Raw genomic sequence first — 26,208 nt, 5'->3', positions numbered from 1 at the left:
TGCGAACGATTGGTCACAGAGCAAATCGACCGTGGTCTACTCGCAGGCGATGCCGTCGCCGTCGGCGTCGAGGTCTTGCGCGTCACGGCCGGCCACGATCAAGCCGGTGAAGCCGTGCGCCGCGAGCCAGGCGCATTTGCCCCCGGTGCCGGTGACGCCGGCCGGGAAGGTCAGCGGGACGCACTGGGTCGGTGTCCCGTAGTTGTGGTCGCAGCCGTCGACGAAGGCGGAGACCGTCAGCGGCGCCGTCGGGGACTGCCGCGGCGGCAGCGGAGTCGCGGTGGGCTCCGCGGCGAAGCGCTGGACGAACGGGGCCGGCACGACCCGCGAGGGCGCGGGCGGCGGGAGGGAGGTGAAGGTGGGGAGGGAGTGGGTGGGCGAGGGGTCGGCGACGACTGCTGTCGGCGAGGCGTCGGCGACCACTGGTGTGGGGGAGGGGTCGGCGACGGCCGCCACCGGTGACGGCGTGCCGAGGCCCGCTCGAGCGAGGATCAGCAGGAACCCCGCGGTGGCCGTCACCAGCACGACCACCGCGGCCACGAGGGTCGCCCGGCGGACCGTCATCCGACGTGGACCCACTGCGCCACCGACGGGACCCCGTTGGTCCCGACCACGAAGAGCATGTACCACCCGGGCGGCGCGATGTTCGGGTTCGACGTCAGGTTGAGGCCGATCGTGTCGCCGTCCACCGACATCGGCAGGTCGACGAACCGCTGATTCGGGTCGCTGGAATGGGTCACCGCCTCCGGCCGGATCAGCTCGGCCTTGAGGATCGGCCCGTCGACCGTGACGGTGTGGGTGGACCCGTATGCCCACTCCTTCGACGACAGCCCGAGGATCTGCGGCCGTGCCCCCTGGAACAGGTACGGCGGCGAGTACACCGACAGCCGCATGTCGAACGACCCGTTCCCCGGATTGTCCCCGACCGCCATCACCCGCCCGTCCGGCAGCAGGAACGCGGACGAGTGGTAGGTCCGCGGCACCGGATCGGTGGCCATCCCGGCGGTGAACGTGTTGGTGGCCGGGTCGTACATCGACGCCTCGTAAACCGGATCGGCCCGGTTGTGCAGGGCGCCCCCGGTCTCGAAGACCTTGCCGTCGGGCAGCAGCACCGCCGAGACGTACATCTTTCCGGCCGGCAGCGGCGGGCCGGCCGCGTACGCCGGGTTGGCCTGCTTCAGATCGATCACGTCGGTGAGCCGGTTGGCGTCCGGATTGCTGTCGATGTTCCCGCCGCCCATCGTGATCACCTTCTGGTCCTGCGCGGGCGGCAGCAGCACGCTCATCGACTGGTCCCGCTCGTCCTTGTTCTGCAGGCCGCCGACCGGCGTGATCGCCCCGGAACCGTAGTCGTAGATCGACGCGCCGGTGCCGGGCAGCCCGTTGCCGAACACGTGGCTGCCGGTGTAGAACAGCCGCCCGTCCTGCATCAGGATCATCGACGGATACAGCCCCCAGAAATTCCAGGTCTGGTGCGCCTCGCCCAAGCCCAGCCAGCGCTGCTGAGCGGTCGAGAAGTACTGGGTGGCGACCGTGCCGCTGGAGTCCTCACCGAGCCCGCCGAGCGAGAGCACGTCGCCGTTGCCCAGGACTGTCGCCGACGGGTACCACGACCCCGCGCTCATGTCGTTCACCCGGGAATACGTGTTGGTGGCCGGATCGAAGACGTACGAATCCTTGAGCCCTTCGTACCCGTGGCTGCCGTCCGCGGCCGGATAGTCCTTGTTGCCGCCCATCACCAGCACCCGCCCGTCCGGCAACTGCACGTGCCCGGCGCAGAACAGGTCGGCGGGCGTGGCCACCGTGGTGAACGTGCCACTGCCCGGGTGGTAGACCGCGGTCTTGAAGGTCTTGGCGGCGAAGTCGTCCGGGTTGTTGCCCGATCCGGCCACCAGCAGCACGTCGCCGTTGCGCAGCACGACCGCGTGGATGCCGCGGACCGGCGACTCGAACGGCATCACCTGCCAGACGCCCTTGGCGCAGGCGTCGCCGGCGCTGCACGAGGTGCCGGCGGCCGGGGCGGTGACGTCGTTCATGACGTAGTCGTCGGTCTGCAGGGTGCCGACGCCGTAGATCGTGATGCCCCAGACGATCTGGTCGGTGCCGGCCGGCACCTGCGGCGTGCGGACGGTCTTCTGCGTCCAGCCCGAGGTCACCGGCAGTGTGGCCAGGTCGGTCCAGTACACCCAGCCCTGCGCGGCGTCGTGCCGGAACACGGTCATCACCGTGTTCGCCGTGGTCGTCTGGTACCAGGCCGAGAGGTCGTACTGGTGGCCCGGGGTGACGTTCGGCGCGCAGGACGGGTTCTCCAGCATCATCGCCTTGCGGTCGCCGTTCGGCGCGGTGGCCAGGGTGATCCGCATCGCGGTGGCGCCGGTGTGACCGGGACTGGTCAGCCCGAAGGTGAAGCTCTGCTCACCCCAGCCGCTCTTCTCCCAGCACACCGGGAACTGGCTCCCGTCGAGCCTCTCCAGGCCCGGGTTGGCGATCAGGTTGGCGCTGGCCTGCGCCGCGGTCGGCACGGCCGCGGCCAAGGCCGCGAGCAGCGCGAGGATCAGCGCCTGGGCGATCCGCTTGCGGTCCGCGCCGCTCACCCAGGGCCTTGGTGGGTACGTCGTCACGCCGGCACCGTCCGCAGAGCCCGGGTCCGGTAGATCACCTTGTCGGAGATCAGGAACCGGGCCACGAACGAGATCACCAGCGTGACCAGGTTGGCCCCGAGCACGCCGAGGTGCAGGCCGCCGACCAGCAGCGCCAGCAGCGGGATGCGCAGCAGCAGATCGGCGTTGCCGAGCAGGAAGAACCGGCTGAACCGTCCCCAGAAGCTGCGGTGCGACCGGCGGGAGCGGTAGAGCAGGGTGTCGGTGAGGGCGAAGTTCCAGCCGACCGCCAGCATGTTCGCGAGCACCGCCGCCGGCAGGTAGTGCACGCCGGCCAGCTCGTGCAGCGCCCAGAGGGCGGCCTGGTTGGGCAGCAGCCCGGAGAGGCCGATCAGCCCGAAGAGCAGCATCCGGGACCGCTGCGCGCCGAAGCGCAGCAGCCCCAGGTGCTTGACGAAGCGGATCCCCTCGGCCAGCGACGACTTGGACTCGCCGGCGTGCCGCGGCTGGAACGCGTACGGCACCTCGACGATCCGTCCGGGCCGGTTGCGGACCACCAGCTCCAGCAGGATCTTGTAGCCGAGCGGGCGCAGCTCGTCGACCTCGAGCGAGCTGGTGCGGATCGCGAACAGGCCGCTCATCGGGTCGCTCACGCGGGACAGCGAGTTCCGGAAGATCAGCTTGGTGACCGCCGTCGAGCCGCCGGAGACCAGCCGCCGGTATCCGCCGGCCAGTCCGTCCCGGGTGCCACCGCCCGCGTACCGGCTGCCGACGACCAGGTCCGCGCCGTCCCGGGCACCCGCCCGGATCAGGTCCGGCACCACCTCCGGCGGGTGCTGCAGGTCGGCGTCCATCACCACGACCCACTCGCCGCGGGCCAGCCGCATCCCCTCGACGACCGCGCCGCCGAGGCCACCGATGCCGTCCTCGCGGTGGTGCACGGTGACCGGGATGGGACAGTGCCGGGCCGCCGCCCGGATCACCTCGGGGGTGTCGTCGGTGCTGTCGTCCACGAACACGATCTCGGTCCGGTCGGCCGGCAACGCGGCGGCGAGCCGATCGAGCAGGGTGGTGATGTTGTCCCGCTCGTTGAAGGTCGGCACCACGATGGTCTGGGTCAAGGCGGTCCGCACCGGCAGTTCTCCGATGGTCCCGCGCATCCGGGCGCGGACCTTGCCGGGAAGGGTGACGGTCATCAGCTCAGCTCCTTGTCCACACGGCGGATCTCGATCAGGCCGTCCGGTGGGCCGAACGAGGCGATCACGGTCGAGTTCGCCAGCAGGGCCCGCACCGTCGGAAGGCTGTTCGGGTCCTGGCGCATGGCCGGCGTCGAGACGACGTAGTCGACGTCGCGCCAGCCGCCGGGCAGCCGCTTCGCGACCGCCGAGTCGAGGTCGAGCTTGTAGAACCAGATCACCTTGTCGGGTGGGTAGCCGGCGTCCACGCAGTCCAGCCAGAGGACGTCGTCGACCACGACGGTCCCGCCCGCCCGGCCGGGCAGCCGGTCCTGGAGGTAGCCGGCGGCCTGCGCGTACGGAGCGTTGTCGTCGGTGCTCAGCGCCCGGCGGTCACCCACGTACCAGCGCGGAGCGACCACCGCGACCGACATCGCGACCGCCACGCCGAGCACCGCCCACCGCCAGCGGACGTGCGCCGGGGGCAGGGCGGCGACGACCGAGGCGAGCACGCCGGCGATCGCGATCGCGAAGAACGGCAGCACCTGGACGACGTACATGGCCGGGAGGTAGCCGCCGGGACGGAGCGCGACCACGATCAGGATCACGCCGGCCAGGGCAACCGGCCGCACCCGGCGCAACGCGAGACCGGCGACGCTCGCCACCGCGCCGGCGACCAGGATCACCGCGTCGTAGTAGAGCCACGACTGCAGCAGCGACGACGCGCCCGACCCGGCCGAGAAGACGCTGCCCGACCCGGAGCGGGAGCCGAGCTGGAACTGCCAGGCGCCGATCAGCGAGACGTGCCCCGGTCCGGGGAACAGCTCACCGCGCAGCACCGCGTAGAGCGGGTAGAAGCATCCGACCAGCACCAGGCCGCTGACGAAGGCCCCGATCGCCCACGGGCGGGTCGAGCTGCGCGCCGTGCTCTGCCACAGGGCCAGCAGCACGGCCGGAAGGACGACGGCGATCGTCTCCTTGGACAGGATCGCCACCGCGGCCGCGCCGCCGGCCGCCGCGAAGTGCCACAGGTGCCGGCGCGGCGACAGCGCCAGGGCGAGCGCCCCGAGGATCCAGACGACCGCGAACGAGTCGAGATAGATCTGCCGGCCCATGGTCAGGTAGAGCGGCGACAGCCCGTAGGTGAGCAGGGCGAGCGAGGCCGCCCAGCGCGGCAGCCCGATCCGCCGGCCCACCAGGTAGACCAGCAGCAGGCCGGCCGCCTGGACCGGCAGCATCGCGATCCGTCCGGCGGCCACCGCGGTCAGCCCGGGAGCGAGCCACTCCGGGATCCAGGAGAGCCCGGCCAACTGGATCCAGGCCAGCGGCGGATGGTCGTACCAGTAGGTGTAGTGCGCCAGACCGCGACCGTGCTGCACGGCCCAGGCCTGCGCCAGGTAGGTGCCCTCGTCGTCGCTGGCCGACGGGAAACCGGTGATGTTCCAGGCCAGCAGCGTGACGATCACCGCGGTCAGGCCCGCGGCGAGGGCCAGGTCGGCCCGTCCCGCACGGTTCTTCTCCGGTACGCCGTCAGTCGCGGCCGGGACGACGGGACGTGGCTCGGCGAGCGGGGTCGTGGTCATGCCGCCGCCGTCTCACCCAGGTGCGCCCCCACGTGCGAGGTCAGCTCCCAGTTGCGGCGGCCGGTGTACTCACGCCAGACGGCTCGCAGCGCCGCCGACGCCAGCACCACGGCGTACGGGAAAGCGCCGATGATCAGACGGGCGTAGTGATGCCACTTGATGGTCAGGGCGTATTCCTTGCCGAAGTCCCGCAGGCCGATCACCTGGAACATCAGGGTGGCGATCATCGGCAGCACCGGCAGGAAGGTGATCAGGGCGACGAACACCGGTAGGTCCGCCGCGATCGCGATCGCCACGCCGACCGGGATCACCACGCCGGAGAACGCCTGCACGAACGGGCCGGCCAGGGTGTAGCGGGCCAGCAGGCGCTGACGCAGGGCGGGCAGCCGCCGCCACTCACCCTTGCGCAGCACCTGGAGGAAGCCCTGGTGCCAGCGGGTGCGCTGCTTGAGCAGGCCGTGCAGGGAGTGCGGCGTCTCCTCCCGGGTGACGATCGTCGAGTCGTAGGCGACGACCACCTTGGACCCCCGGCTGGACAGGCGTACCCCGAGGTCGCAGTCCTCGGCCAGGCAGGTGCCGTCCCAGCCGTTCGCCGCGCGCAGCACGTCGGTGCGGACGAAGACGGTGTTGCCGCCGAGCGGGATGAAGCCCTTCTGGGCGTGCAGGTGCAACCGGCTGCGGAACCAGAAGAAGTACTCCAGGCAGTTGTGCAGGCTGTACCAGCTGGAATGGAAGTTGATCAGCTGGACGCCGCCCTGCACCACGTCGGCGCCGGTCGCGCGGAACGCGTGGTCCACGTGCTCCAGCAGATCCGGGTGCACCTGGTCCTCGGCGTCGAACACGCCGACCACGTCACCGCGGGCGTACGGAAGCGCGGTGTTCAACGCCCGCGGCTTGTTCTTCACCTCGTTGTGGTCGGTGACGACCAGGATCCGCCCGGGCGCGGTGCGGGCCACCCGGGCTGCCACCGCGGCGGTCTCCGGATCGTCGTGCCCGACGATGATGATGATCTCGAAGGCCTCGTGGGTGGACCGGAGCAGCCGCTCCACGGTGTGTTCCAGGACGGCCTGCTCGTGCCGGGCCGGGACCAGAAGTGAGAAGGTCAGGTGTTGTTCCCCGTCCGGCGGGGCGAAGCGCGTGGCGGCCAGGGTCTCCGGCGTGCGCCACGCGTGCATCGTCCACCACAGCGTGACCGCTGCGAATGCCGAGAGAACCACCGAGACGAGAACCATGACGGCGGCAGCCACTGTGTTGTGCCCTCTTCCCCGAAATCGGCGGTCCCCACGGCCGCCGTTCGGGAAAGACACTAACTGCCGGACGTCGATGCTTTTCAAGCCCGCTGTCGCCTATTTTGCAGGGTGCTAGGAAGTCTTTTCGAAACGGAAACGAGACCGCAATACCAACTCCGACATGCCGGAAATGGCGGTGCGGATGGCCTGGTGAACGGCCACTTCTGGCTACGCTGCGGCGCCTATTTCGGAAATGTTTCGGTGCGGTGACTCCGATTGCTGTTCTGTATTCATCGCGGGTTTCGGTTGCCGCCGATCAGGCCGGCGAGCGCGTAGCGGAGCAGCGGGCTGTAGACCCGCACCGAGTCGGTCACGCTGCCGAAATGCGATCCCTTGTTGTCGTTGAGATAGCGCACCGGGATGCTCACCGTGTCCAGCGGCAGCCGGGTGGCGGCGGCGTCCAGGAGGACGTTCATCTCGTACTCGAAACCGTCGCCGGGGACCTCGCACAGGCGGTCGAGCAGGTCCGCCGGGAAGCCCCGCAGGCCGGTCTGGGTGTCCGGCACGCGATATCCGGTGGCGCCGCGGAACAGCACGCGGGTCAGCGTGTTGCCCCAGCGGCTGCGCGCCGGCATCTGCTCGACCTCGCGTACCCCGAGCACGATCCGTCCGGGGCGGATCCGGTCGGCGACCTGGCGGATGTCGTCGGCGTGGTGCTGCCCGTCGGCATCCGCGCACACCACGTCCAGGCCGGGGTGGGCCGAGCGGAGGTGGGTCAGTCCGGTCTTCAGGGCGGCGCCCTTGCCCCGGTTGACCGGATGCCGCAGCACGGTGCAGCCCAGCGCCTGCACACTGTCCACCGTGTGCCGGCTGCCCGGGTCGCTGCCGTCGTCCACGACGACGATGCGCGAGGCCGCCGGGACCTGGGCCACCAGGTCGACGACCAGTTCGGTCAGGTGCGGGCCCGGCTGGTGCACGGGCAACAGGACAGCGATCTGGGAAAACGAGCGCACCGAGCCTCCTCGCAAACGACTACGTGGCCCGGGCTATACCCAGTCCACACCGGTCGCATAACCGCGGTCACTCCACGGCGGCCGGCCCGGGCCGGGTGCGGCGGTGATGCACAATGCGCGCAGGGCAGGTCAGCCCGCCGATGCCGAGGAGCGCAGATGTTCGGACGATCCCAGGACGACCGGCCGCCGTTGCAGCGGGCGCTGGACGCCGCCGCCACCCTGAAACCCGGCACCTGGGAAAGCGTCGAGGCGCTCGCGCAGCTCGCCGTCGCCTGCCAGGGCAGCCCGGACGCCGCCCGGATCTACCGGACCGCGGCCGAGGCGGCGGCGCAGCTGAAGGCCGGGACGTTCGAGAGCGTCCGGGCGCTGGTCTGGCTGCACCGCGCCGCCGAGGGACTGCGGCCGGCCGACACCCCGCGCGGCTGACGCCGGAAAACTGGCGGTATCTGGACAGTTCCAGCGGTCATCTCGGCGGCAATCGCGGCAACGGCAGTTATGTTTCGCTGAAATCGCCGAACAACCGGGACTACAGCACGATCATCGAGACGATGGACGCCGGTGCGGCGCAGGATCTGCAATTCACCGTCGCCGGCGGGCTGTCGACCGGAACGGTGCACGTCTGTCGACGAATGTCCGGTCGAGCAATCCGGCGGACCATTTCGTCCGGCGCGCGAACCAGCGCTGGACGGTGAGCAGCTGAACCGAGGGAGGCGGTGGCCGGCTCAGGCGGACGCCGCCTCCCACACGAAGCCGTCCGGGTCGGTGGCCGGGGCCGCGCCGCCGAGCACGAGCCGGTGCGATCCGGTGCCGTCGGCGGCCACCCCGGCGGCCTTGGCCAGCGCCTTCCGCTTCAAGAGCGACATCGTGACGGTACGGCCGGGCGCCTCGAACTCGACGTACTTGCTCCCGAAGCTCCGGCCCACCGTGAAGCCGCTCGCCACGTAGTGGCGCTTGGTGGCGGCCACGTCCGCCACGCCCAGCTGGATCACCACGTCGTCGATCCGCTTCGCGGCCGGCGCGGTGTCCTTCTTCGACGAGGACGCGACCGTCACGATCGTGCCGTCCGGGGCCTGGACCACGCCGCCGTAGCCGAACAGGGACCTCTCGGCCGGCTTCAGGACGGTGGCGCCGGCGGCGACGGCCGCGTCGATCAGCGCGTCGGCGTTCGCCGGCTGGGCGACGATCAGCGACAGGGTGAAGCCGCGGAAGCCGGTGGTCGGCGCGTCCGAGCGCCGGACCCGGACCCGGTCGTCCAGCCCCAGCACGTCGGCGTAGAAGGTCTCGGCGGCGGCGGGGTCGGCGACTTCGAGGATGAGGTGCTCGATGCTGGTCATGACGGGTTTCCCTTCGAACGGTGCGGGTCAGCGCTGGAGGAGGCCGAGGACGTTGCCGCTGGGGTCCTCGACGACGGCGGCGAGCCGGCCGGCCCCGACGTCCTTGGCGGTCTGCCGGGTCTGCCAGCCGGCCCGCACGGCGGCGTGCAGGCTGGCCCGGACGTCGTCGACGTGGCAGTAGTTGACCGGGCCGGTCATGCCGTGGGCGTGGCCGTTCGGGTCCAGCCCGATCTCCTGGTCGCCGACCCGGAAGCCGACGTAGTACGGCTCGTCGGCGTACGGCTCCACGCCCAGCACGGTGCGGTACAGCGTCCTCGCGGCGGGCAGATCGCGTACCGGAATGATGATGGTCTTGATGGACATGGGGAGAGCCTGCCGCCGGTCGGGTGGGTCCGGCATCCGTGCTGACCACGGAGAGCACCCCGGAGACGCGGTACGGGAGGATGGCACGCGTGTCGAAGCAGCCAGCCACGGCGGGGGTCTCGCCGCGTGAGTCCGAGATCCTCGCCCTGGTCGGGGAGCACCGGACCAACGCCGAGATCGGGGCGCGGCTGTTCATCTCGGTGCGCACGGTGGAGACGCACGTGTCGTCGCTGCTGCGCAAGCTCGGGGCGGCCGACCGGCGCGGGCTCGCCGACCTCGCCGCCCGGCTCGCCCGGCCGGCGCAGGCACCGGCCGTGCTGCCGGTGCCGCTGAGCCCGTTCGTCGGCCGGGCCGGGGAGCGCGCGGCGTTGCGCGCGGCGGTCACCGGGCACCGCCAGGTCACCGCGGTCGGGCCCGGCGGTGTGGGCAAGACACGGCTGGTGCTGGCGGTGGCCGCCGACCTGGCCGGGGCGTTCCCCGACGGGGTGTGGTTCGTCGACCTGGTGCCGGTCACCGACCCGGCGATGGTGGTGGCGGCGGTCGCGGCCGCGCTCGGCGTCGGCGAGCAGCAGGGCCGCGGCCTGGACGACGCGGTGCCGGCCGCCCTCGCCGACCGGCGGGCGCTGTTGGTGCTGGACAACTGCGAGCACCTGGCCGACGGGGTGGCGCCGTTCGTCGAGCGGCTGCTGGCGCGCTGCCCGCGGGTGAGCGTGCTGGCCACCAGCCGGGCCCGGCTGATGGTGCCGTTCGAGTGGGTCTACCCGGTGCCGCCGCTGTCCCTGGACGGCGAGTCGGACGCGGTCGCGCTGTTCCGGGACCGGGCCGCGGCGGTCGGCTGGACGGTCGAGGACGCGCAGGCCGAGCAGGTCGCCGACCTGTGCCGGAAGCTGGACGGGGTGGCGCTGGCGATCGAGCTGGCCGCCGCGCGGCTGCCGGCGCTCGGGCTGGACGGGCTGGTCGCCGGCCTCGACGACCATCTGCGGCTGCTGGTCGGCGGATACCGGGCGGACGACCGGCACCGCTCGGTGCGCGCGATGCTGGACTGGAGCCAGGCGCTGCTCAGCGGCGACGACCTGGCCCTGCTGCGGCGGGTCGCGGTGTTCGTCGCGCCGTTCACCGCTCCGGCGGCCGCCGCGGTGGCCGGGTTCGGCCCGCTGAGGCCCGGGCACGTCGTCGACGGGCTGGCCCGGCTCGCCGACCAGAGCCTGCTCGGCGTGACCGCGTCGGCCGGCGGGACCCGCTACCGGATGCCGGAGACCATCCGGCAGTACGGGTTCGAGCAGCTCACCGCCGCCGAGGAGGAGGAGGTCGCGCCGGGCCGGCATCTGGACTGGTGCCGGGCGGCGGCCGAGGAGCTCGCCGGCGCGATGGGGGAGGGCTGGCGGGTCCGGTTCGACGCGGTGGCCGACGACCTGCGGGCGGCCCTGAGCTGGGCGGCCGGTCGGCCGGACCGGCGGGCCGACGCGCACCGGCTGGCCCTGCTGCTCGGGCGGCTGGCCTTCGACCGGAACCTGATCGGCGAGTCCCAGTCCCGGTACGAGCAGGCGGCCGCCCTGACCGGCGATCCCGGTGCGCTGCGGCAGGCGGCGAGCGTGGCGGCGTGCCGGATGCGGGGCGACGACGCGTACCGGCTCTGGCGGGCCGCCGCGGAGGCGGCCGGGGACACGCCCGCCGCGGCCCGGGATCTCGCGACCGCGGCCACCACCTGGTTCCGCAAGGCCGGGGCGTTCGCTCACCGTCCGCCGCGCGACGAGCCGGCGGCGCTGCTCACCCGGGCGCGCGAGCTGGCCGGCGACGATCCCGCCGCGCACGCCGCGATCGCGCTCGCCGACTGCGCCGCCGCGGGCTACGCGTTCTTCGCCGAACGGTCCGCGGACGCCGCGTCCTGGATGACCGGGCTCGCCGGGCGCGCGGTGGACCTGGCCCGCGCCCTCGGCGATCCGCTCGCCGAGGGGGCCGCCCTGTTCGCGCTGACCGGGGCGCAACGCCAGGCCGGTGACGAGGTCGCCGCCGCGGCCACCGCCGGTCGCCGGGTGGAGCTGCTGGACCCGGTGGAGCTGACCCCGGCCGTCGCCGACGAGCTGATCGACGCGCTGCTGATCGCCACCGCGACCAGCATCGGCACCGGCGATCTGGTGGCTGCCCGGCGCTGGGGCCGGCGGCTGCGCGACCTGCCGCTGCTGGCCGAGGCCGGGCACGTCGCGACGTCCCGGATCCTGATGGCCGACGCCCTGGCCGGCCACAGCGACGACGTGATCGCGGCGAGCGGCCGGTTCCTCGACGGCTGGACGGCGGCGGGCCGGCCGGCGGCCCGCAACTTCGGCCCGGCGGCCGCCGCCGTCGCGATGGTGCACGACCTGCGGGGTGACCGGGCGGCCCGGGACGAGTGGCTGGCCGTCCTCGACCGGATGGGCGTCACCACCGAGGAGCGGGCCGGGTACGGCCCGGCCTTCGCGGCGATCGCGCTGCTGCACCACGGGGAGCCGGCGCTCGCTCGGGACCGGCTGGCGGCTCCGGGCGCCTGGCGCACCGGGATCCTGATGCACTGGCACGTCGCCCTCCGGGTGGAGGCCGCCGTGCTGGCCGGCGATCCGGAAGCCGCCGATCTGCTGGCCGAGACCCGCCCGGCGGTGGCCGGCAATCCGATCGCCGGCGCGCTCCTCGACCGGGCCGCCGCGCTGCTCGCCGGCGACCGCGACGGCATCCGTGCCACCGCCGCGGCGTTCGCCGCCGCCGGCTGCCCCTACCAGCAGGAGCGGACGCTCCTGCTGGCAGGCGGCAGCTGACCGGGTTACGGGAAGTTGAGCAGGTAGGAGTTGGTGTAGCTGGAGTTCGCCGCCGCGCCGGTGTCGTTGATGATGTGCGAGATGGTGCCCACCCCGCCCAGCGAGACGGCCGCCATGTTGTGGAACTTCACCCCGGCGACGGCCGGGACCTCGAAGGCGCGGGCCGACGCCACCGAGTTGTTGACGTTGAAGAAGCAGTAGCTGCCCAGGCCCCACGCCTCGAACGAGGTGACCCCGGAGGCCACCTTGATCGCCGGGTAGCCGTTCTGCGAGCCGTTCATCCACGCGGCCTGGTTCGGCGGGTCGTACGGCATCTCGTTCTGGAAGAAGACGATCCGGCCGCCGGCGCCGTTCCAGACCACCTCGTTCTTCTGGTAGTGCTCGACGAACAGGCCGGTGGCCAGCACGTTGTCGCCGTTGACGGTGAGCCCGTTGTCGGCGGTGTTCACCGTCCAGCCGATCCCGGCGCCGTGGTCGGCGCGCCAGGCCCAGGTGTGGTCGATGATCGTGTTGTTGGTGTTCACCACCAGGCTGTTGGTCGCCTTGCCGGCCACCATGCCGCCGATCCGGAAGAACACGTCCTGCACGGTGGTCGGGTTGGCCGCGTGCGAGACGCCGGACTTGGCCGGGCCGACCTTGAGCAGCGTGTCGCTGTTCGTGGTGCCGGCGTCGAAGAGCAGGCCCTTGAGCCGGACCCCGTCGACGTCGGCGACGTCCATCGCGTTGACGCCGTTGTCCGGGATGATCGTCGGGTAGCCGATGCCGAGCACCACGGTGTTGGCCTTGGTCACGTGCAGGGTCTGGTTCACGTGGTAGATGCCCGGCGTGAAGAAGACGTTGCACCCGTTGGCCAGCGCCGTGTTGATCGTCGCCGCCGAGTCGCTCGGCTTCGCGACGAAGAACGTGCTCATCGGCAGCGAGCTGCCCGGGGTGCTGCCACCCGCCCAGCTGGGCCCGCTGGCGTTGGTGCGCAGCGCGGGCAGGAAGACCCGGTACTTGCCGGCCGGGTCCAGGTAGAGGTAGGGCACGTCGCGCGAGATCGGCGTGGTGTTCAGGGTGGTGTAGCGCGGGCCGGCGGCCGGGTTGGTGGTGAAGTTGGTGGCCGGGGCGCCGTTGGTGCCGGAGAAGACCATGTTCCAGTTGGAGCCGCTCCACGAGCCGAGCGTGCTGTCCTTGGTGTACCACTGCTGCTGGGAGGCGGACTCGGCGTTCCCGTCGATCTTCGAGTCGGAGATGTAGCCGCCGCTGGCCCAGCCGTAACTGGCCGGGAAGAGGTTCAGCCCGCCCAGCACATGCATGCGACGGTACGGCGCGGCCTGCGCGACCGCCCACCGGTTGGTGCCGCCGAGCGTGTTGACCGACAGGTTCTCGGCCGAGCGCCAGAAGTTCTGGGTGGCGTTCCCGGCGTCACTGGCGTTGAACGCGTCGACCGTGACCGCGCCGTTGATCCGCACGTCGTCCGGGTTCTGGCCGAGGCCGAGGATCGAGGTGTTGAAGCCGATGTTCGCGCCCACCGCGTACGGCGTCGTGCTCGGCTTGAACACCAGCGCGTCCCGCCGGGTGCCGAACTGCGCCGACTGGGTGTCCTTCTGTGCGTTGAACACGCTGTCCAGTGAGGACTGGATGGCCGCGTCCGACATCGAGTGGTCGTAGATGTGCACGTTCGGCCCGAAGTCCGGGGTGTCGGAGTAGGCCGGGCAGGTGCCCGGGTTGGTCGGCGTGGTGGTGACGGTGAACTTCTGTGCGCCGGTCCCGTTGCAGTCCCAGATCTGCAGGCGGGTGCCGTTCGCGGTGGCGCCGCTGGGCGAGTCCATGCAGCGGCCCGACTGCGGGTTGCGCAGGCTGCCGTCGCCCTGCTGGGTCCACTGCTGCGCGCCGGTGCCGTTGCAGTCCCAGAGCTGCAGCTTGGTGCCGTTGGCGGTGCCGCCGCCGGCGACGTCCAGGCAGCGGCCGATGGTGGTCAGCGCGGTGCCGGTCCAGGTCCAGTGCTGGTCGGCGGCGTTCGCCTGGCAGTCCCAGAGCTGGACCGCGGTGCCGTTCACGCCGGTGTCGTCGCCGCTGACGTCGACGCACTTGCCGCCGGGGCCGGCGATCGGGTTGCCGGCCACGGCGGCCGCGAGCGCCGGGGTGCCGACGCCCAGGGCGGCGAGCACCACCAGCACCAATGCCGCGACCGAGGCACGAGAGACAACTCTCATGAGCCGTCCTGCTTCCTTGTTTGTCTGCCCGCGCGAGGCGGGGGATGCGGCGGTGAGAGCGCTCTCAGAAATGTTTCCTCAATGTTTCATCGACGAGAACGGATGTCAAGGTACGACCGTTCATCCGGCCCGGGTGGTCCGCGCCCGCCGCCGCTCGGGGAGCCTGGGCGGATGGCTCGCACCCGAGCGCTCGCCGCCGCCGTCCTCGCGAGCGCGCTCGCCCTCACACCGGCGTCGGCCGCCGCGTTCGGCACCATCGAGGGCGGCGGCCAGCATCGGGAGCACGAGCGGATCACCCGGGCCGCCCTCGCCTGCCGGACCGCGGTCGAGCCCGGCGCCGACTGCTTCGAGCCGAAGTCGATGGACCAGCTGGCCGGCCACGCCCGGACGTTCGGCGCGGTCGGCTCCCCGGACAGCACCGAGGTCGCCGACCCGGCGGCACACTGCGACGACGCCGACTTCCTGGACGGCGGCGGCTACCCGCGCACCCGCGAGCAGGCCACCGCGGCGCTCCGGAACTGCGTCGACCACCTGCGCCGCCGCTTCGGCGAGGCGGTCCGCAGCTCGGGCGGGGTGCTCGACGCCGACGGCCGGATCATCGACGCCGAGGTTAGCGTGGACCCCGATTGTGAACTGGCGCCGAAGGACGAGCCGCGCGCCAAGTGCGAGGCCATCGAGGCGTTCGGCCGCGCGCTGCACGGGGTCCAGGACTTCCACTCGCGCAGCAACTGGGCCGACGAGGCCGACCCGGGCCGGTCCAGCGGCCCCGGCAACCCGCCCGGCCTGAACCTCCCCGCCCCCAGCCCGGTCCTCGACCTGCGGGGCACCGGCGTCCCGGCCGTGCCGCGCGAGCTGTCCACCGGCTGCTTCGTCCTGAAGGACACGATTCCCGGTACGGGGGTGTGCGCCGGGCGCGTCACCCATGCCGCCCTCAACAAGGACAACGGCCTGGTCGACCCGGGCACCGGCGACGCCACCGAACCGACCACCCCGCGTGGCCTGGTGCGGACCAACTTCGCCAAGGCGGTCACCGGCGCGGTCGTCGAGACCCGGCACCAGTGGCAGGACTTCCAGGGCGCCCTGGAGGAGTCCTACGGCGCGGAGCGGGGCGCGCGGATCGCGTGTGCGCTCACCCATGACACCCCGGCGACCGAGTGCCGGGCGCGGGCGGGCGGCTCCGGTCGTACCGTGCTCGTGGTGTTCTTCGCCGGTGTTGTCGTCGCCGGCCTGGGCCTGGGCTGGGGGCTCAGGCGGCGATGACGGTACGCGGTGAGGCCGGCGACCGGCAGCGCCGCGGCGTCGGTCAGCGGCACCTTGGCCGGCGCCGGGGCGAGGATGCCGGCCGGCGCCACCACGAACTCCGCGGGCCGCGCCGGCGCCGGTCATCGCCAGCTCGCGGCTTCGGCTGGTCCTCACGGGTGCTTCACGGCCCTTGAGGGACCTCTGTGGCACAGCCGGCGAGCGGGAGTGACACGGTCACCCGTTGGCGGGGATCCGGCGCTACGGCGTCGGTGGTCGCCCGGTTCGCGTCCCGGCGGGACGACTCCCCGGCTCGGCGGCACGCGACGGGTCCGGCGCGCCGCGGCGGTCAGGCGGTGCGGTCGCGGCGGGCGCGGGGCTTGGCCGAGCGGGGCGGGGTGGCGCGCATGTGGTCGCGGACCCGGCCGAGCAGCTCGCCGAGGGTGGCCAGGTCGGTGCCGGTCATCGGCTCGAACAGCAGCTGCCGGACCCGGTCGACGTGCCCGGGCAGCACGTGCGCGACCAGGTCCCGGCCGGCGGCGGTGACGGTCACCATGACGCTGCGCTCGTCGTCCGGCGACGCGGACCGGGCGATCAGGCCGCGCTTGTCCAGCAGGCCCACCTGGTAGGTGAGGCCGCTGCGGCTGTAGACCAGGCCGTCGGCCAGGTCGGTCATCCGCAGCCGGCCGTCCGGGGCGTCGACCAGCCGGGCCAGGATCTGGAACTGCACGAAGCTGAGATCGCCGTCGGCGCGCAGATGCTCGTCCACCGCGTACTGCAGGAGGCTGCTGACCTCGATCAGCGCGAAGTACGCACCGAGTTGCTCCGCGTTCAGGCCGGGCGCCGGGTCAGTCACCGGACGATCGTACGTGCTTCGAATCCGAAGTGAGCCGGTGGCGTCAGCGGCCCTGAGCGAGTCTTTAGGCTGGGGGCATGAAGGTTCTTTCCATCCAGTCGGCGGTGGCGCACGGGCACGTCGGGAACTCCGCGGCCGTGTTCCCGCTGCAGCGGATCGGCGTCGAAGTCGTCCCGGTGTACACGGTCAACTTCTCCAACCACACCGGGTACGGCGCCTGGCGCGGACCGCTGATCCCGCCGTCGGACGTCGCCGAGATCCTCCTCGGGGTCGAGGAGCGCGGGGTGTTCCCGCAGGTCGACGCGGTGCTCTCCGGCTATCAGGGTGGGGCGGGCATCGCCGACGTGATCATCGACGCGGTGCGCCGGGTGAAGGCGGCCAACCCCGCGGCGGTCTACGCCTGCGACCCGGTGATGGGCAACGCCAAGTCCGGCTGCTTCGTCGCGCCGGAGATCCCGATCCTGCTGCGCGACCGGGTGGTGCCGGTGGCCGACATCATCACGCCGAACCAGTTCGAGCTGGGCTTCCTGACCGGGACCGAGCCGGCCGGCCTGGAGTCGACCCTGGAGTCGGCCGACCTGGCCCGTGCCATGGGACCGTCGACCGTGCTGGTCACCAGCGTGGAGCGGCCGGACCGGGAGGAGGGCACGATCGAGATGCTGGTGGTGGACGACGCCGCCGCCTGGATCGTGACCACGCCCTACCTGCCGTTCAAGGCCAACGGGTCCGGGGACGTGACGGCCGCGCTGTTCACCGCGCACTACGTCGCGACCAAGGACGCGGCGCTGGCGCTGGAGCGGACCGCGTCCAGCGTCTTCGACCTGCTGGAGACCACGCACCGGTCCGGGGAGCGGGAGCTGCGGCTGATCCAGGCGCAGGAGTTCTACGCCGCGCCGCGGATGCAGTTCAGCGCCAAGCAGGTGCGCTGAGCAGTGCGCTGAGTCCGGGCGGGCGCGGTCGCGGCCTCCGGCCTCGGTCGCGGCCCGGCCCTCAGTCCCGGCCTCGGGCGCCGGTTGCGGTCCGGGCCTCGGCTGCGGCCCCGGCTCCCGGCCCCGGCCGTCGGTTGCGGCCCCGGCTCTCGGTTACGCCCTGGATCTCGGTCCCGGGCCTCGGTTGCGGTCCGGGCCTCGGTTGCGGCCCCGGTCTCGATTGCGTCCGGCCGGGTCGCGAGGCGCGGCTCAGGGCAGGACCGCGCCGAACAGGCGGCGGGTCTGGTCGGCGCGCAGGCCGACGAACGTGCCGGTGGCGGTGACCAGCGGCGCTCCCGGGTCGGCCGCGGTGGTGATGGCACCGGTGGCGGTCACCCGGCGCCCCGCCACGTCGCGGACCTCGGCGGTCAGCCGCAGCGGGGTGAGCAGTGGGACCGGCGCGTGGTAGCTGGTGTCCAGGCGCACGGTCATCCCGGGACGGCCGGAGGCGCCCACGGCGTGCCCGAGGATCTGGTCGAGCAGCATCGCGCTGACCCCGCCGTGCGCGAACAGCGGCGGCCCCTCGTAGGCCATGCCGAGCGTGCACCGGCCGGTCGCGGCCCCGCCGGCCACCTCGACGTGCAGCGGCGGCGCGAGGGCGCTGCCGGGGCCGGTCACCGGGTTGTACATCCGCACGCCGCCGCGCAAGTCGTCGGCGCGGGGCAGGGTGGCGTGACCGCGCACGCGCCCGCCGAGCAGCTCGGTCACGTCGCGGATCCCGGCGGCCGCCCGGAGCAGATCGCCGGCCGGGACCTCGGTGGTGGTGGCGCTCTCGATCAGTGCCCGCAGCGCGTCGCCGAGCTCGGTGATGGCCTCACGGCGGTGTCCCTCCATGACAATCAGCATCGCCGCCGAAAGCCATCGGAGCTAGTGAATCAAGTCACACTGCTATAACCTGTTCTAGTTGCTCGACTGGAGGGGGAGCGCGATGGCCAAGGTGACCGTCGAGGCCGATGCCAAGGCGGATCCGCAGCGAGTCTGGGATGTCGTGTCGGACCTGTCGCGGGTCGCGGAATGGAACACGATGCACGAGGGATTCACCGGCGACGTGCCGGCGACTCTCGGCCAGGGCACCGAGTACCGGCAGAAGGTGAAGCTGATGGGCATGCCCGCCGAGATGGCCTGGCGGGTGACCACGGCGACGCCGCCCGGCCGGCTGGAGCAGGACGGCGACGGCCCGATGGGGGTCAAGGCGAAGAACCTCTTCGTGATCGTGCCGGCCGAGGGCGGCTCGCACATCACCTACGAGATGGAGTTCGTCGGCCCGGCGCTGAAGGGGCCGATGGCCGGCATGCTGGAGAAGCAGGCCGGCGCCGCCGGTCAGCAGGCCCTGGCGAAACTGGTCGCCCTGGCCGAGTGACCAGCGCGAGCAGAAGCGCCAGGTGACCAGCGCGAGAGAAACGCCGGGTGGCCAGCGCGAGCAGACGCGCCGAGTGACCAGCGCGAGCAGAAGTGCCGGGTGATCAGCGCAGCAGCAGGCGGCTCGCCAGCTCCAGGTGGTTGATCACGTCGTTCGCCGAGGCGCGGCGGGTCACCCAGGCGACCAGGTTGGACAGCCACACGTCGCCGATCACCCGCGCGATGGCCCGGTCGTCGGCGGTCGGCTCGCCGTCGTGCATGGCCCGGGTGAACATGTCCTCCATCAGTCGCGCGACCGCGTTGACCTCGGCGCTCGCGGACGGATCGGCGAACATGAAGGCCCGGGTCATCGCCTCGGTCAGCTGCGGTTCGCGCTGCATCGCCCGGGTCACCCGGCTGAGCACGAACTGCATCCGCTCGTGCGGGGTGTCGCCGGGGATCGGCTTGCGCTCCAACTTCTCCCGGGTCTTCTCCAGCTCGGCGGCCAGCGCCGAGACCAGCAAGTGGATCTTCGACGGGAAGTAGCGGTAGAGCGTCCCGAGGGCGACCTCGGCGCGCTCCGCGACGGTGCGCATCTGCACCGCGTCATAGCCGCCCTTGGATGCCAGTTGCAGGGTGGCCTCGAGGATCCGGCGGCGCCGGTCGCGCTGCGCGGCGGAGCCCTGCTCGGCGTCGAGCGTGCTGCGAACCGCGCCAATACTGGTATTCGTTCTCGGTGCTGCCATCGCTAACCCCTCGTGTCCCTGGTCGTCCTACCAGCCTAGCAACGGGCGCTGTCGCGACGATCAATGTTCCCCCGTAAGTGAAACGTGTTCTAATGGAGGCATGGGCCCGGACTTCGCGCTCGACGACACCCAGGAGGCGATCGTCCGCCTCGCCGGGGAGGTGCTCGGCGATCACGACGGCTCACCGCGGGGGCTGTGGAAGTCGCTGGGGCAGGCCGGGCTGCTCGGCCTCGCGGTGCCGGTCGAGTGCGGCGGGGCCGGGCTCGGCGCGGTGGCGACCGGTCTGCTGCTGACCGAGATCGGCCGGCACGCCGCGGGGGTGCCGGCCTGGTCCACGTTGTCGCTCGGGGTGCTGCCGGTGGTCCGCTGGGGCAGCCCCGGCCAGCAGCGCGACCTGCTTCCGGCGGTGCTAGACGGCCGGGTGCTGACCGCCGCCCTCGCCGGGCAGATCACCGCCGGCCGGGGCGGCCGGCTGACCGGGACGTGCCGGGACGTCCCGGACGCCGATCAGGCGTACCGCGTCCTGGTGCAGGCGGGCGAGACGGTCGCGCTGGTGGACCCGGCCGCCCCCGGCGTCACGATCCGGCCCACGCCGGGTGGGTTCGCGCTGCGCCTGCGGGACGTCGCCGCGGAGCCGCTGGGCGACGGCAAGGGCGATCTCCACCGGTACGCGGTGGCCGGCGCCTGTGCGCTCGGCGACGGCGCGCTGGCCGGGGCGCTGCGGATGACCGCCGGCCACGTCCGGGACCGGCACCAGTTCGGCCGGCCGCTCGCCACCTTCCAGGCGGTCGCCCAGCAGATCGCCGACGTCTACATCGCCGCCCGCACGATGCACCTCGCCGCGCTCGCCGCGAGCTGGAGCGCGGCGAAGGACGACGGTGACGACGCTGACCTGTGGACCGCCGCCTACTGGCTGTGCAGCGAGGCGCTGCCCGCCCTGCGCACCTGCCACCACCTGCACGGCGGGCTCGGGCTGGCCGCCGACTACCCGTTGCACCGGCACACCGCCCTGGTCCGCGACCTGGTCCGGCACCTCGGCGGCGCGGAGCACTGCCTCGACCGGCTGGGAGCCGACGATGTTCATCGAGCTGACTGAGGAACAACTGGCGTTGCGGGCGCGGCTCCGTTCGTACCTCCACGGGGTTGTCGACGAAGCGGACCGGGCAGCGATGCTGCGACAGCGGCACGGCGTGGTCTTCCGCGCGCTGGTGCGCCGGCTGGGGCGGGACGGGTGGCTCGGGCTCGGCTTTCCGCGGCGGTTCGGCGGTGGCGGGCTCGGGCCGGTCGAGCAGCAGATCTTCGTGACCGAGGCGGCGCGCGCCGACGTGCCGCTGCCCGCGGTGACGCTGCAGACGGTGGCCCCGACGCTGCTCGCCCACGGCACCCGGGAGCAGCAGGAGTTCTTCCTGCCGCGGATTCTGGCCGGGGAGATCCACTTCGCGATCGGGTACACCGAGCCGGAGGCCGGCACCGACCTCGCCGCGCTGAGGACGCGGGCGGTGCGGGACGGCGACGAGTACGTGGTGAACGGGCAGAAGATGTTCACCACCGGCGCGCACGACGCCGACTACCTGTGGCTGGCCTGCCGCACCGACCCGGACGCGCCGCGGCACCGAGGACTGTCGATCCTGATCGTCGACACCCGCGATCCAGGTTACTCGTGGACGCCGATCATCACCTGGGACGGCGCGCACCACGTCAACACGGTCTATCTCAGCGACGTGCGGGTGCCGGCGAACCGCCTGGTGGGCGTGGAGAACGGCGGCTGGCGGCTGCTGACCGCGCAACTGAACCACGAGCGGGTGATGCTCGGACCGGCCGGGCGGTTCGGCGCGTTCCTCGACCGGGTCCGCGGCTGGGCCGCCGGCCACGACGCGCCGGACGTGCGGCGCGCCCTGGCCCGCGCCGAGGCCTGCCGCCGGGTGAACGAGCTGCTCAACTGGCAGGTGACCGGCGGCGAGCCGAACCCGGCCGACGCCTCCGCCACCAAGGTCTTCGCCTCCGAACGGCTGCTGCGGATCGGGCAGGAGCTGGAAGAGGTGGTCTGGCGGCACGGCGATCCGGCCGACCCGGCCACCGCCGAGCTGCTCACCTGGCTGGACGTGCAGGCCCGGCGCAACCTGGTGCTGACCTTCGGCGGCGGGGTCAACGAGATCCAGCGGGAACTGATCGCGTCGGCGGGCCTCGGCCTGCCCCGGGTGCCCAGGTAGGAGGCGGGATGACGGCGACGATCGAGGCGGCCGCGCAGAGCCTCGCCGCGTCCGGATGGTCCCCGGCGCGGCTCGCGCGGGACCCGGTGAACCGGCCCGCGATCCGGGACTGGCTGGCCGCGATCGGGGACGGGTCGCCGGTCTACGAGCGGGACCGGGTCGCGCCACCCGCGATGGTGCAGGTGTGGACGATGCCCGGCCTCGGACCCCGGCAGAAGGACCCGCTGGGCGTCATGTCGGCAGTGCTGGACGAGGCCGGCTACCCGTCGGTGGTGGCGACCGACTGCGCCCAGACCTACCACCGCTACCTGCGCGACGGGGAGATGCTCTCGGTCCGCAGCCGGCTCACCGGGGTGACCGGGCCGAAGCGGACCGCGCTCGGCGAGGGCTGGTTCGTCACCACGGCGAGCGTCTGGGAGGTGGCCGGGGAGCCGGTGGCCGAGATGACGTTCCGGGTGCTGAAATACCGGCCCGGCACCCCGGCCGCGGCGCCGCGGGCCGAGCCGCTCCGGCCGGCGGCCGGTCCGGACACGGCGTTCTTCTGGGCCGGGATCGAGGCCGGTGAGCTGCGGATCCAGAGCTGCCTGGAGTGCGGGGCGCTGCGCCACCCGCCCGGCCCGGCCTGCCCGGCCTGCGGCGCGCTCAAGCCCTCGTACGTGGTGGCGGCCGGCACCGGGACCATCCACAGCTACGTCGTGCACCACCATCCGCCGCTGCCCGGGCGGCGCTCGCCGGTCACCGTGGCGCTGGTCGACCTGGACGAGGGGGTGCGGATGGTGGCCGAGCTGCGCGGGATGCGGCCGAGCATCGGGGCGCGGGTCCAGGCCGGGTTCGCCGGCGGGCTGCCGGTGTGGCGGCCGGTCGGTGTGGACCTGCCGTCCTGGGAGCTGGTGGTGACCCCGACCGTGATCATCAGCAGCGCGCTGGCCACCCGGGACTTCCAGGACGTGCACCACGACCGGGACGCGGCGGTGCGGCGCGGCAGCCGGGACATCTTCCTCAACATCCTGACCACCACCGGGCTGGTGCAGCGGTATGTGACCGACTGGGCCGGGCCCGAGGTGGTGCTGCGCGGGATCGATATCCGCCTCGGGACACCCTGTTTCGCGTACGACACGCTCACCTTCACCGGCCAGTCGCGAGGCGCCGAGGTGGCGGTGGCCGGGCGCACGGCGGCCGGGGAGCATGTCGCCGGGATCGTCCGGGTGGCGTCGTGATCAGCGGGACGGCGGCGATCGCCGGGATCGGGGCGACCGAGTTCTCCAAGGACTCCGGGCGCAGCGAGCTGCGACTCGCGGTGGAGGCGGTGCGGGCCGCGCTCGACGACGCCGGGCTGCGGCCGTCCGACGTGGACGGGCTGACCACCTTCGCCATGGACGACACCGCGGAGATCGCGGTGGCCCGCGAGATCGGTGCGGGTCCGCTGACCTTCCTGAGCCGGATCGGGTACGGCGGAGGCGCCGCCTGCGCGGTCGTGCAACAGGCCGTGCTCGCCGTGACCGCCGGCATCGCCCAGACGGTGGTCTGCTACCGCGCGCTGAACGAGCGGTCCGGCCGCCGGTTCGGCCAGGCGACCGTGCCGCCCGGGATCGACGCGGGCTGGCATCACCCGATGGGGCTGGCCACGCCGGCCGCCCAGGTCGCGATGGTGGCCCGGCGCTACATGCACGACTACGGGGTGACCACCGACGACTTCGGCAGCGTCACCGTGGCGGCCCGGCGGAACGCGGCCACCAACCCGGCCGCCTGGTTCTTCGGTCGGCCGATCACGCTCGACGACCATCGCGCCTCGCGGTGGATCGCCGAGCCGCTGCGGCTGCTCGACTGCTGCCAGGAGAGCGACGGGGCGGTGGCGCTGGTGGTGACCTCCGCCGAGCGGGCCCGGGACCTGCGCCGGCCGGCGGCGCTGGTGTGCGCGGCCGCCCAGGGAAGTGCGGCCGACCAGTTCGTGATGACCAGCTACTACCGGGACGACCTGGCCGCGCTGCCGGAGATGGGGGTGGTGGCGCGGCAGCTGTGGGCGCAGTCCGGATACACGCCGGCGGACGTCCGGGCGGCGGTGCTCTACGACCACTTCACGCCGTACGTCCTGATGCAGTTGGAAGAACTCGGCTTCTGCGGACGGGGAGAGGCGCGGCACGTGATCGCCGAGGAGCGGCTGCCGATCAACCCGCACGGGGGACAGCTGGGGGAGGCCTACATCCACGGGATGAACGGGATCGCCGAGGCGGTGCGGCAGGTTCGCGGGACGGCGGTGAACCAGGTGCCGGGGGACGGGCCGGTGCTGGTCACGGCCGGCACCGGGGTGCCGACCAGCGGCCTGGTCCTGAGCCCGGCGTGATCGGTATCCAGGTGTGACGGGATCGATGCCGGGACATGCCGATCGGCCCGGATAGTTGTCCGGCATGCGACGTACAGCGGTGGGCCTGGTGATCCTGGTGGGCAGCTCGGTGGGGCTGGCGGCGTGCTCGGTGCCGGAGAACGGGCACACCGGGCTGTCCGTCGACGCGGAGGGCAACCCGCTGGGTCTGGTCGCGGTGTGTTCCGATGATCCGCCCGACTCCGTCTACCTGTCCGGCTCGCGGGCGACGACCGGGCCCGTGCCGGTGGAGTATGTTCCGCCGGCCGACGTCGGCCGGACCATGAGCTTCCGGTTGGACGCTCCGGACAACGGATGGGTGGCACGCCCGGAGCCATCCCGGCTCCGGCCCGATGTCGAGTACAGCCTGTACGGCCGGACGGACGACAACAGCCACTCGACGAGAGAGGTCGACTTCGAGCTGACGGATCGGGAGCGGCTGTCGCCCGGCATGGTGCTGATCCAGGAGGTGGTGCGCGGCGAACGGGTGGACGCCGTGGTCACCCAGCAGGAGTTCGAGAAGCGGGCCCAGCGGTACTGCTGATCGTCTCGCCGACGGCGGCGATCACGCCGTCCACCTTGTCGTCGTCGATGCCTTCCAGCTCGACGATCAGCCGGTCCACCCCCGCATCGGCATAGCGCCGGGCGGTGTCCAGGTCGGGCGGCTCCGGCGGGGTCAGGGTGATCTCCAGCTCGCCCAGGCCGTCCGGCCGCTGCTCCCGGCGGGCGGCCTCGGCCAGCGCCTGCCGCGCCTGCACGATCTGCTCGACGTCCAGGCCCCAGCCGTACCAGCCGGTCCCGTGCCGGACCGCCCGGCGGTACGCGGCGGCGGAGTGCCCGCCGACCACGATCGGCGGATGCGGCCGCTGGACCGGCGACGGATGCTGCACGACACCGGAGAACGACACGAACCGCCCCTCGAACGACGGCGCCTGCTCCCACAGCGCGCGCATCGCGGCCAGGTATTCGTAGGTCCGGGCGCCGCGCTCGGCGAGCGTCACGCCCATCGCGTTCAGCTCCGGCTCGACGTAGCCGGCCCCGACCGCGACGGTCAGCCGGCCGCCGGAGAGCACGTCGAGCGAGGTGAGCTGCTTGGCGAGCAGCACCGGCTGGCGCTGCGGGAGCACGATCAGGCCGACCCCGAGCCGGACCCGGGTGGTCACCGCCGCCAGATAGGTCAGCGCGACCATGGCCTCCAGCCGGGGCGGGTTCCCCTCGCCGGCCGGGAGCGCGAGGTGATCGCCCACCCAGAGCGACTCGAAACCCGCCTCCTCGGCCAGCCTGGCCCGCCGCGCGAGGACCGCGGGGTCGACGTTGCGGTCACGGTGCAGCCCGTACAGCCCGAACTTCATCCGATCAGCCACCTCCGCGTCGCCGTTTCCGTCCGATCAGGACACTACGACCCCGCTGCCACGACCGCACCGCCGGCGAGCGAGGACGCTGCTCGGTCGCCGGGGAACCGGATGCCGCCGTCCATGGCCCGGCACGCTACCCGGCGCCATCGCGGTTCATTGGCATGCCAGCTCCGGGCGGCCTGCTGCCGGTCACTGGCCGGACAGGGAGGCAGAGGTCGGCGAGGTGGCGGTCGGGGAAGGAGTGTCGCGGCCGGGCAGGACGGCGTCGACCAGGTCGCGTGCGGCGGCCGCGAGCTCGGCGGGGTCGGCCCGGCTGGTGGCGTTGGCGCCGGCGATGTTGTCGAACAGCAGGCCGTCGACGCAGGCGACCAGCCAGCGGGCCTGGCGCGGCGGGTCGGCGGCGCCGAGGCCGGTGAGCAACTCGGCGATCCGGTCGCGCAGGCCGGCCCCGGAGCGGTGCAGGTCGGCGGCGACCTCCGGCCGGCGCACCGACTCCAGGGTCAGCTCGTAGCGGGCCAGCTGCCGCTGCCGGCCGGCGGTCAGCCAGCGGTGCAGGATCTCGGCGAGCAGCCGGGCCAGCGTGGCCGGGTCCGCCGCGGCGAGCCTCGGCGCCAGCCCGTCCAGCTCGGCGTGGTCCTCCTCCACCAGGCGCTGGACGCAGGCGCTGAGCAGCGCGGCGCGGGACCGGTAGTAGTACGACGTCGAGCCGGGCGGCAGACCGGCGGCGGTGTCCACCGCCCGGTGGGTCAGGCCGCGTGAGCCGTGCTGGGCCAGTACGCCGAGGGCGGCGTCGGCGACGAGGCGGTGCCGCGCGGAGATCATGGCCACACTCTACCGGTGTAGAGCTTGTCGGTTC

At 72.8% G+C, this 26,208-nt stretch carries 24 protein-coding genes and 2 pseudogenes; 12 read left to right on the top strand and 14 right to left on the bottom strand.

Translation table 11 applies throughout. The features are described 5' to 3' along the window. Positions 1-36 precede the first annotated feature (36 nt). From BJY16_RS43480 to BJY16_RS43455, 6 genes are all read right to left on the bottom strand, one after another. Positions 37-564, bottom strand: coding sequence for a hypothetical protein (locus BJY16_RS43480; protein WP_185045542.1), 528 nt, complete (start codon positions 562-564; stop codon positions 37-39). Continuing rightward, positions 561-2,621 carry a galactose oxidase early set domain-containing protein gene (locus BJY16_RS48870; protein ID WP_185045541.1) on the bottom strand — a complete coding sequence of 687 codons (2,061 nt, stop codon included), beginning with the start codon at positions 2,619-2,621 and terminating at the stop codon, positions 561-563. Before BJY16_RS48870 ends, BJY16_RS43480 begins: the two co-directional genes overlap by 4 nt. Then, on the bottom strand, positions 2,618-3,796 hold the full coding sequence (locus tag BJY16_RS43470; RefSeq protein WP_185045540.1) for a glycosyltransferase: 1,179 nt from the start codon (positions 3,794-3,796) through the stop codon (positions 2,618-2,620). Before BJY16_RS43470 ends, BJY16_RS48870 begins: the two co-directional genes overlap by 4 nt. After that, a complete protein-coding gene (locus BJY16_RS43465; protein ID WP_185045539.1) occupies positions 3,796-5,358 on the bottom strand; it encodes an ArnT family glycosyltransferase in 1,563 nt (520 codons plus the stop codon). Before BJY16_RS43465 ends, BJY16_RS43470 begins: the two co-directional genes overlap by 1 nt. After that, a complete protein-coding gene (locus BJY16_RS43460; protein WP_185045538.1) occupies positions 5,355-6,590 on the bottom strand; it encodes a glycosyltransferase in 1,236 nt (411 codons plus the stop codon). Before BJY16_RS43460 ends, BJY16_RS43465 begins: the two co-directional genes overlap by 4 nt. Before the next feature lie 287 nt (positions 6,591-6,877). Beyond that, entirely contained in the window at positions 6,878-7,600 is a 723-nt protein-coding gene (locus BJY16_RS43455) for a glycosyltransferase family 2 protein (RefSeq protein ID WP_185045537.1), read from the bottom strand. Positions 7,601-7,756: 156 nt separating this feature from the next. Here BJY16_RS43455 and BJY16_RS43450 point away from each other — a divergent pair, with 156 nt between their 5' ends. Together BJY16_RS43450 and BJY16_RS49075 are read left to right on the top strand one after the other, a co-directional pair. Further along, positions 7,757-8,026 carry a hypothetical protein gene (locus tag BJY16_RS43450; protein WP_185045536.1) on the top strand — a complete coding sequence of 90 codons (270 nt, stop codon included), beginning with the start codon at positions 7,757-7,759 and terminating at the stop codon, positions 8,024-8,026. Between the two features lie 5 nt (positions 8,027-8,031). Then, a pseudogene (locus BJY16_RS49075) lies at positions 8,032-8,276 on the top strand (galactosylceramidase); the annotation flags it as partial. A gap of 46 nt (positions 8,277-8,322) precedes the next feature. Here BJY16_RS49075 and BJY16_RS43445 read toward each other — a convergent pair. Continuing rightward, the gene (locus BJY16_RS43445) at positions 8,323-8,934 is read right to left on the bottom strand and encodes a VOC family protein (RefSeq protein ID WP_185045535.1); all 612 of its coding nucleotides are present in this window, start codon (positions 8,932-8,934) and stop codon (positions 8,323-8,325) included. 27 nt (positions 8,935-8,961) lie between these two features. Further along, positions 8,962-9,297, bottom strand: coding sequence for a VOC family protein (locus BJY16_RS43440; protein ID WP_203759217.1), 336 nt, complete (start codon positions 9,295-9,297; stop codon positions 8,962-8,964). A gap of 89 nt (positions 9,298-9,386) precedes the next feature. On the opposite strand from BJY16_RS43440, the gene BJY16_RS43435 reads away from it, so the two are divergent. Then, positions 9,387-12,083 (top strand): ATP-binding protein, encoded by a 2,697-nt coding sequence (locus BJY16_RS43435; RefSeq protein ID WP_239177902.1) that lies wholly within the window; start codon positions 9,387-9,389, stop codon positions 12,081-12,083. A gap of 5 nt (positions 12,084-12,088) precedes the next feature. Here the strand turns inward: BJY16_RS43435 and BJY16_RS43430 are convergent, their stop codons facing one another. Further along, a complete protein-coding gene (locus BJY16_RS43430) occupies positions 12,089-14,281 on the bottom strand; it encodes a pectate lyase-like domain-containing protein (protein WP_185045532.1) in 2,193 nt (730 codons plus the stop codon). A gap of 171 nt (positions 14,282-14,452) precedes the next feature. Between BJY16_RS43430 and BJY16_RS43425 the strand changes: the two genes are divergently transcribed. Continuing rightward, the gene (locus BJY16_RS43425; RefSeq protein WP_185045531.1) at positions 14,453-15,541 is read left to right on the top strand and encodes a CinY protein; all 1,089 of its coding nucleotides are present in this window, start codon (positions 14,453-14,455) and stop codon (positions 15,539-15,541) included. A gap of 328 nt (positions 15,542-15,869) precedes the next feature. On the opposite strand, the gene BJY16_RS43420 is transcribed toward BJY16_RS43425, so the two are convergent. Continuing rightward, positions 15,870-16,376: a MarR family winged helix-turn-helix transcriptional regulator gene (locus tag BJY16_RS43420; protein ID WP_185045530.1), complete on the bottom strand. Its 507-nt coding sequence runs from the start codon at positions 16,374-16,376 to the stop codon at positions 15,870-15,872. Between the two features lie 77 nt (positions 16,377-16,453). Between BJY16_RS43420 and pdxY the strand changes: the two genes are divergently transcribed. Then, positions 16,454-17,305 carry a pyridoxal kinase PdxY gene (gene pdxY, locus BJY16_RS43415; RefSeq protein WP_185045529.1) on the top strand — a complete coding sequence of 284 codons (852 nt, stop codon included), beginning with the start codon at positions 16,454-16,456 and terminating at the stop codon, positions 17,303-17,305. 249 nt (positions 17,306-17,554) lie between these two features. Here pdxY and BJY16_RS43410 read toward each other — a convergent pair whose 3' ends face one another. Continuing rightward, a complete protein-coding gene (locus tag BJY16_RS43410; RefSeq protein ID WP_239177903.1) occupies positions 17,555-18,178 on the bottom strand; it encodes a PaaI family thioesterase in 624 nt (207 codons plus the stop codon). A 94-nt stretch (positions 18,179-18,272) separates the two neighbouring features. On the opposite strand from BJY16_RS43410, the gene BJY16_RS43405 reads away from it, so the two are divergent. Further along, positions 18,273-18,704, top strand: a complete 432-nt coding sequence (locus tag BJY16_RS43405; RefSeq protein ID WP_185046945.1) for a type II toxin-antitoxin system Rv0910 family toxin — start codon at positions 18,273-18,275, stop codon at positions 18,702-18,704. Between the two features lie 103 nt (positions 18,705-18,807). Here the strand turns inward: BJY16_RS43405 and kstR are convergent, their stop codons facing one another. Next, complete coding sequence (kstR, locus tag BJY16_RS43400; protein WP_185045527.1) at positions 18,808-19,428, bottom strand: cholesterol catabolism transcriptional regulator KstR; 621 nt, start codon at positions 19,426-19,428, stop codon at positions 18,808-18,810. A 100-nt stretch (positions 19,429-19,528) separates the two neighbouring features. Between kstR and BJY16_RS43395 the strand changes: the two genes are divergently transcribed. The 6 genes and pseudogenes from BJY16_RS43395 to BJY16_RS43375 all read left to right on the top strand — a co-directional run bounded on the left by BJY16_RS43395 (position 19,529) and on the right by BJY16_RS43375 (position 24,541). Beyond that, on the top strand, positions 19,529-20,524 hold the full coding sequence (locus tag BJY16_RS43395) for an acyl-CoA dehydrogenase family protein (protein WP_185045526.1): 996 nt from the start codon (positions 19,529-19,531) through the stop codon (positions 20,522-20,524). Then, positions 20,505-21,638 carry an acyl-CoA dehydrogenase family protein gene (locus BJY16_RS43390; protein WP_185045525.1) on the top strand — a complete coding sequence of 378 codons (1,134 nt, stop codon included), beginning with the start codon at positions 20,505-20,507 and terminating at the stop codon, positions 21,636-21,638. The genes BJY16_RS43395 and BJY16_RS43390 overlap by 20 nt, the downstream gene beginning before the upstream one ends. Before the next feature lie 8 nt (positions 21,639-21,646). Next, a pseudogene (locus BJY16_RS43385) lies at positions 21,647-22,534 on the top strand (bifunctional MaoC family dehydratase N-terminal/OB-fold nucleic acid binding domain-containing protein); the annotation flags it as partial. Then, positions 22,511-22,855 carry a hotdog family protein gene (locus BJY16_RS48140; RefSeq protein ID WP_373873484.1) on the top strand — a complete coding sequence of 115 codons (345 nt, stop codon included), beginning with the start codon at positions 22,511-22,513 and terminating at the stop codon, positions 22,853-22,855. The pseudogene BJY16_RS43385 and the gene BJY16_RS48140, both read left to right, overlap by 24 nt. Beyond that, entirely contained in the window at positions 22,852-23,979 is a 1,128-nt protein-coding gene (locus tag BJY16_RS43380) for a lipid-transfer protein (RefSeq protein WP_185045523.1), read from the top strand. The genes BJY16_RS48140 and BJY16_RS43380 overlap by 4 nt, the downstream gene beginning before the upstream one ends. 64 nt (positions 23,980-24,043) lie before the next feature. After that, positions 24,044-24,541 carry a hypothetical protein gene (locus BJY16_RS43375; RefSeq protein ID WP_185045522.1) on the top strand — a complete coding sequence of 166 codons (498 nt, stop codon included), beginning with the start codon at positions 24,044-24,046 and terminating at the stop codon, positions 24,539-24,541. Here BJY16_RS43375 and BJY16_RS43370 read toward each other — a convergent pair. Both BJY16_RS43370 and BJY16_RS43365 read right to left on the bottom strand, forming a co-directional pair. Continuing rightward, positions 24,498-25,349 carry an LLM class F420-dependent oxidoreductase gene (locus BJY16_RS43370; RefSeq protein ID WP_185045521.1) on the bottom strand — a complete coding sequence of 284 codons (852 nt, stop codon included), beginning with the start codon at positions 25,347-25,349 and terminating at the stop codon, positions 24,498-24,500. The two genes, BJY16_RS43375 and BJY16_RS43370, sit on opposite strands and share 44 nt — an antisense overlap. Before the next feature lie 192 nt (positions 25,350-25,541). Continuing rightward, on the bottom strand, positions 25,542-26,174 hold the full coding sequence (locus BJY16_RS43365; RefSeq protein ID WP_185045520.1) for a TetR/AcrR family transcriptional regulator: 633 nt from the start codon (positions 26,172-26,174) through the stop codon (positions 25,542-25,544). Between the last annotated feature and the right edge of the window lie 34 nt (positions 26,175-26,208).

It is taken from the genome of Actinoplanes octamycinicus (genome assembly GCF_014205225.1).
In the GTDB taxonomy this organism is placed as follows: Bacteria; Actinomycetota; Actinomycetes; order Mycobacteriales; family Micromonosporaceae; genus Actinoplanes; species Actinoplanes octamycinicus.
Note: the sequence above shows the minus strand (reverse complement) of the source record. Positions and strands in the feature narration are given on the sequence as shown.

Excerpts from the sequence above, each read along its gene's own strand:
- BJY16_RS43480 (WP_185045542.1), bottom strand. The coding sequence starts at position 564 with ATGACGGTCCGCCGGGCGACCCTCGTGGCCGCGGTGGTCGTGCTGGTG.
- BJY16_RS43470 (WP_185045540.1), bottom strand. The coding sequence starts at position 3,796 with ATGACCGTCACCCTTCCCGGCAAGGTCCGCGCCCGGATGCGCGGGACC.
- BJY16_RS43465 (WP_185045539.1), bottom strand. The coding sequence starts at position 5,358 with ATGACCACGACCCCGCTCGCCGAGCCACGTCCCGTCGTCCCGGCCGCG.
- BJY16_RS43460 (WP_185045538.1), bottom strand. The coding sequence starts at position 6,590 with ATGGTTCTCGTCTCGGTGGTTCTCTCGGCATTCGCAGCGGTCACGCTG.
- BJY16_RS43450 (WP_185045536.1), top strand. The coding sequence starts at position 7,757 with ATGTTCGGACGATCCCAGGACGACCGGCCGCCGTTGCAGCGGGCGCTG.
- BJY16_RS43445 (WP_185045535.1), bottom strand. The coding sequence starts at position 8,934 with ATGACCAGCATCGAGCACCTCATCCTCGAAGTCGCCGACCCCGCCGCC.
- BJY16_RS43440 (WP_203759217.1), bottom strand. The coding sequence starts at position 9,297 with ATGTCCATCAAGACCATCATCATTCCGGTACGCGATCTGCCCGCCGCG.
- BJY16_RS43430 (WP_185045532.1), bottom strand. The coding sequence starts at position 14,281 with ATGAGAGTTGTCTCTCGTGCCTCGGTCGCGGCATTGGTGCTGGTGGTG.
- BJY16_RS43425 (WP_185045531.1), top strand. The coding sequence starts at position 14,453 with ATGGCTCGCACCCGAGCGCTCGCCGCCGCCGTCCTCGCGAGCGCGCTC.
- pdxY (WP_185045529.1), top strand. The coding sequence starts at position 16,454 with ATGAAGGTTCTTTCCATCCAGTCGGCGGTGGCGCACGGGCACGTCGGG.
- BJY16_RS43410 (WP_239177903.1), bottom strand. The coding sequence starts at position 18,178 with ATGGAGGGACACCGCCGTGAGGCCATCACCGAGCTCGGCGACGCGCTG.
- BJY16_RS43405 (WP_185046945.1), top strand. The coding sequence starts at position 18,273 with ATGGCCAAGGTGACCGTCGAGGCCGATGCCAAGGCGGATCCGCAGCGA.
- kstR (WP_185045527.1), bottom strand. The coding sequence starts at position 19,428 with ATGGCAGCACCGAGAACGAATACCAGTATTGGCGCGGTTCGCAGCACG.
- BJY16_RS43395 (WP_185045526.1), top strand. The coding sequence starts at position 19,529 with ATGGGCCCGGACTTCGCGCTCGACGACACCCAGGAGGCGATCGTCCGC.
- BJY16_RS43390 (WP_185045525.1), top strand. The coding sequence starts at position 20,505 with ATGTTCATCGAGCTGACTGAGGAACAACTGGCGTTGCGGGCGCGGCTC.
- BJY16_RS43375 (WP_185045522.1), top strand. The coding sequence starts at position 24,044 with ATGCGACGTACAGCGGTGGGCCTGGTGATCCTGGTGGGCAGCTCGGTG.
- BJY16_RS43370 (WP_185045521.1), bottom strand. The coding sequence starts at position 25,349 with ATGAAGTTCGGGCTGTACGGGCTGCACCGTGACCGCAACGTCGACCCC.
- BJY16_RS43365 (WP_185045520.1), bottom strand. The coding sequence starts at position 26,174 with ATGATCTCCGCGCGGCACCGCCTCGTCGCCGACGCCGCCCTCGGCGTA.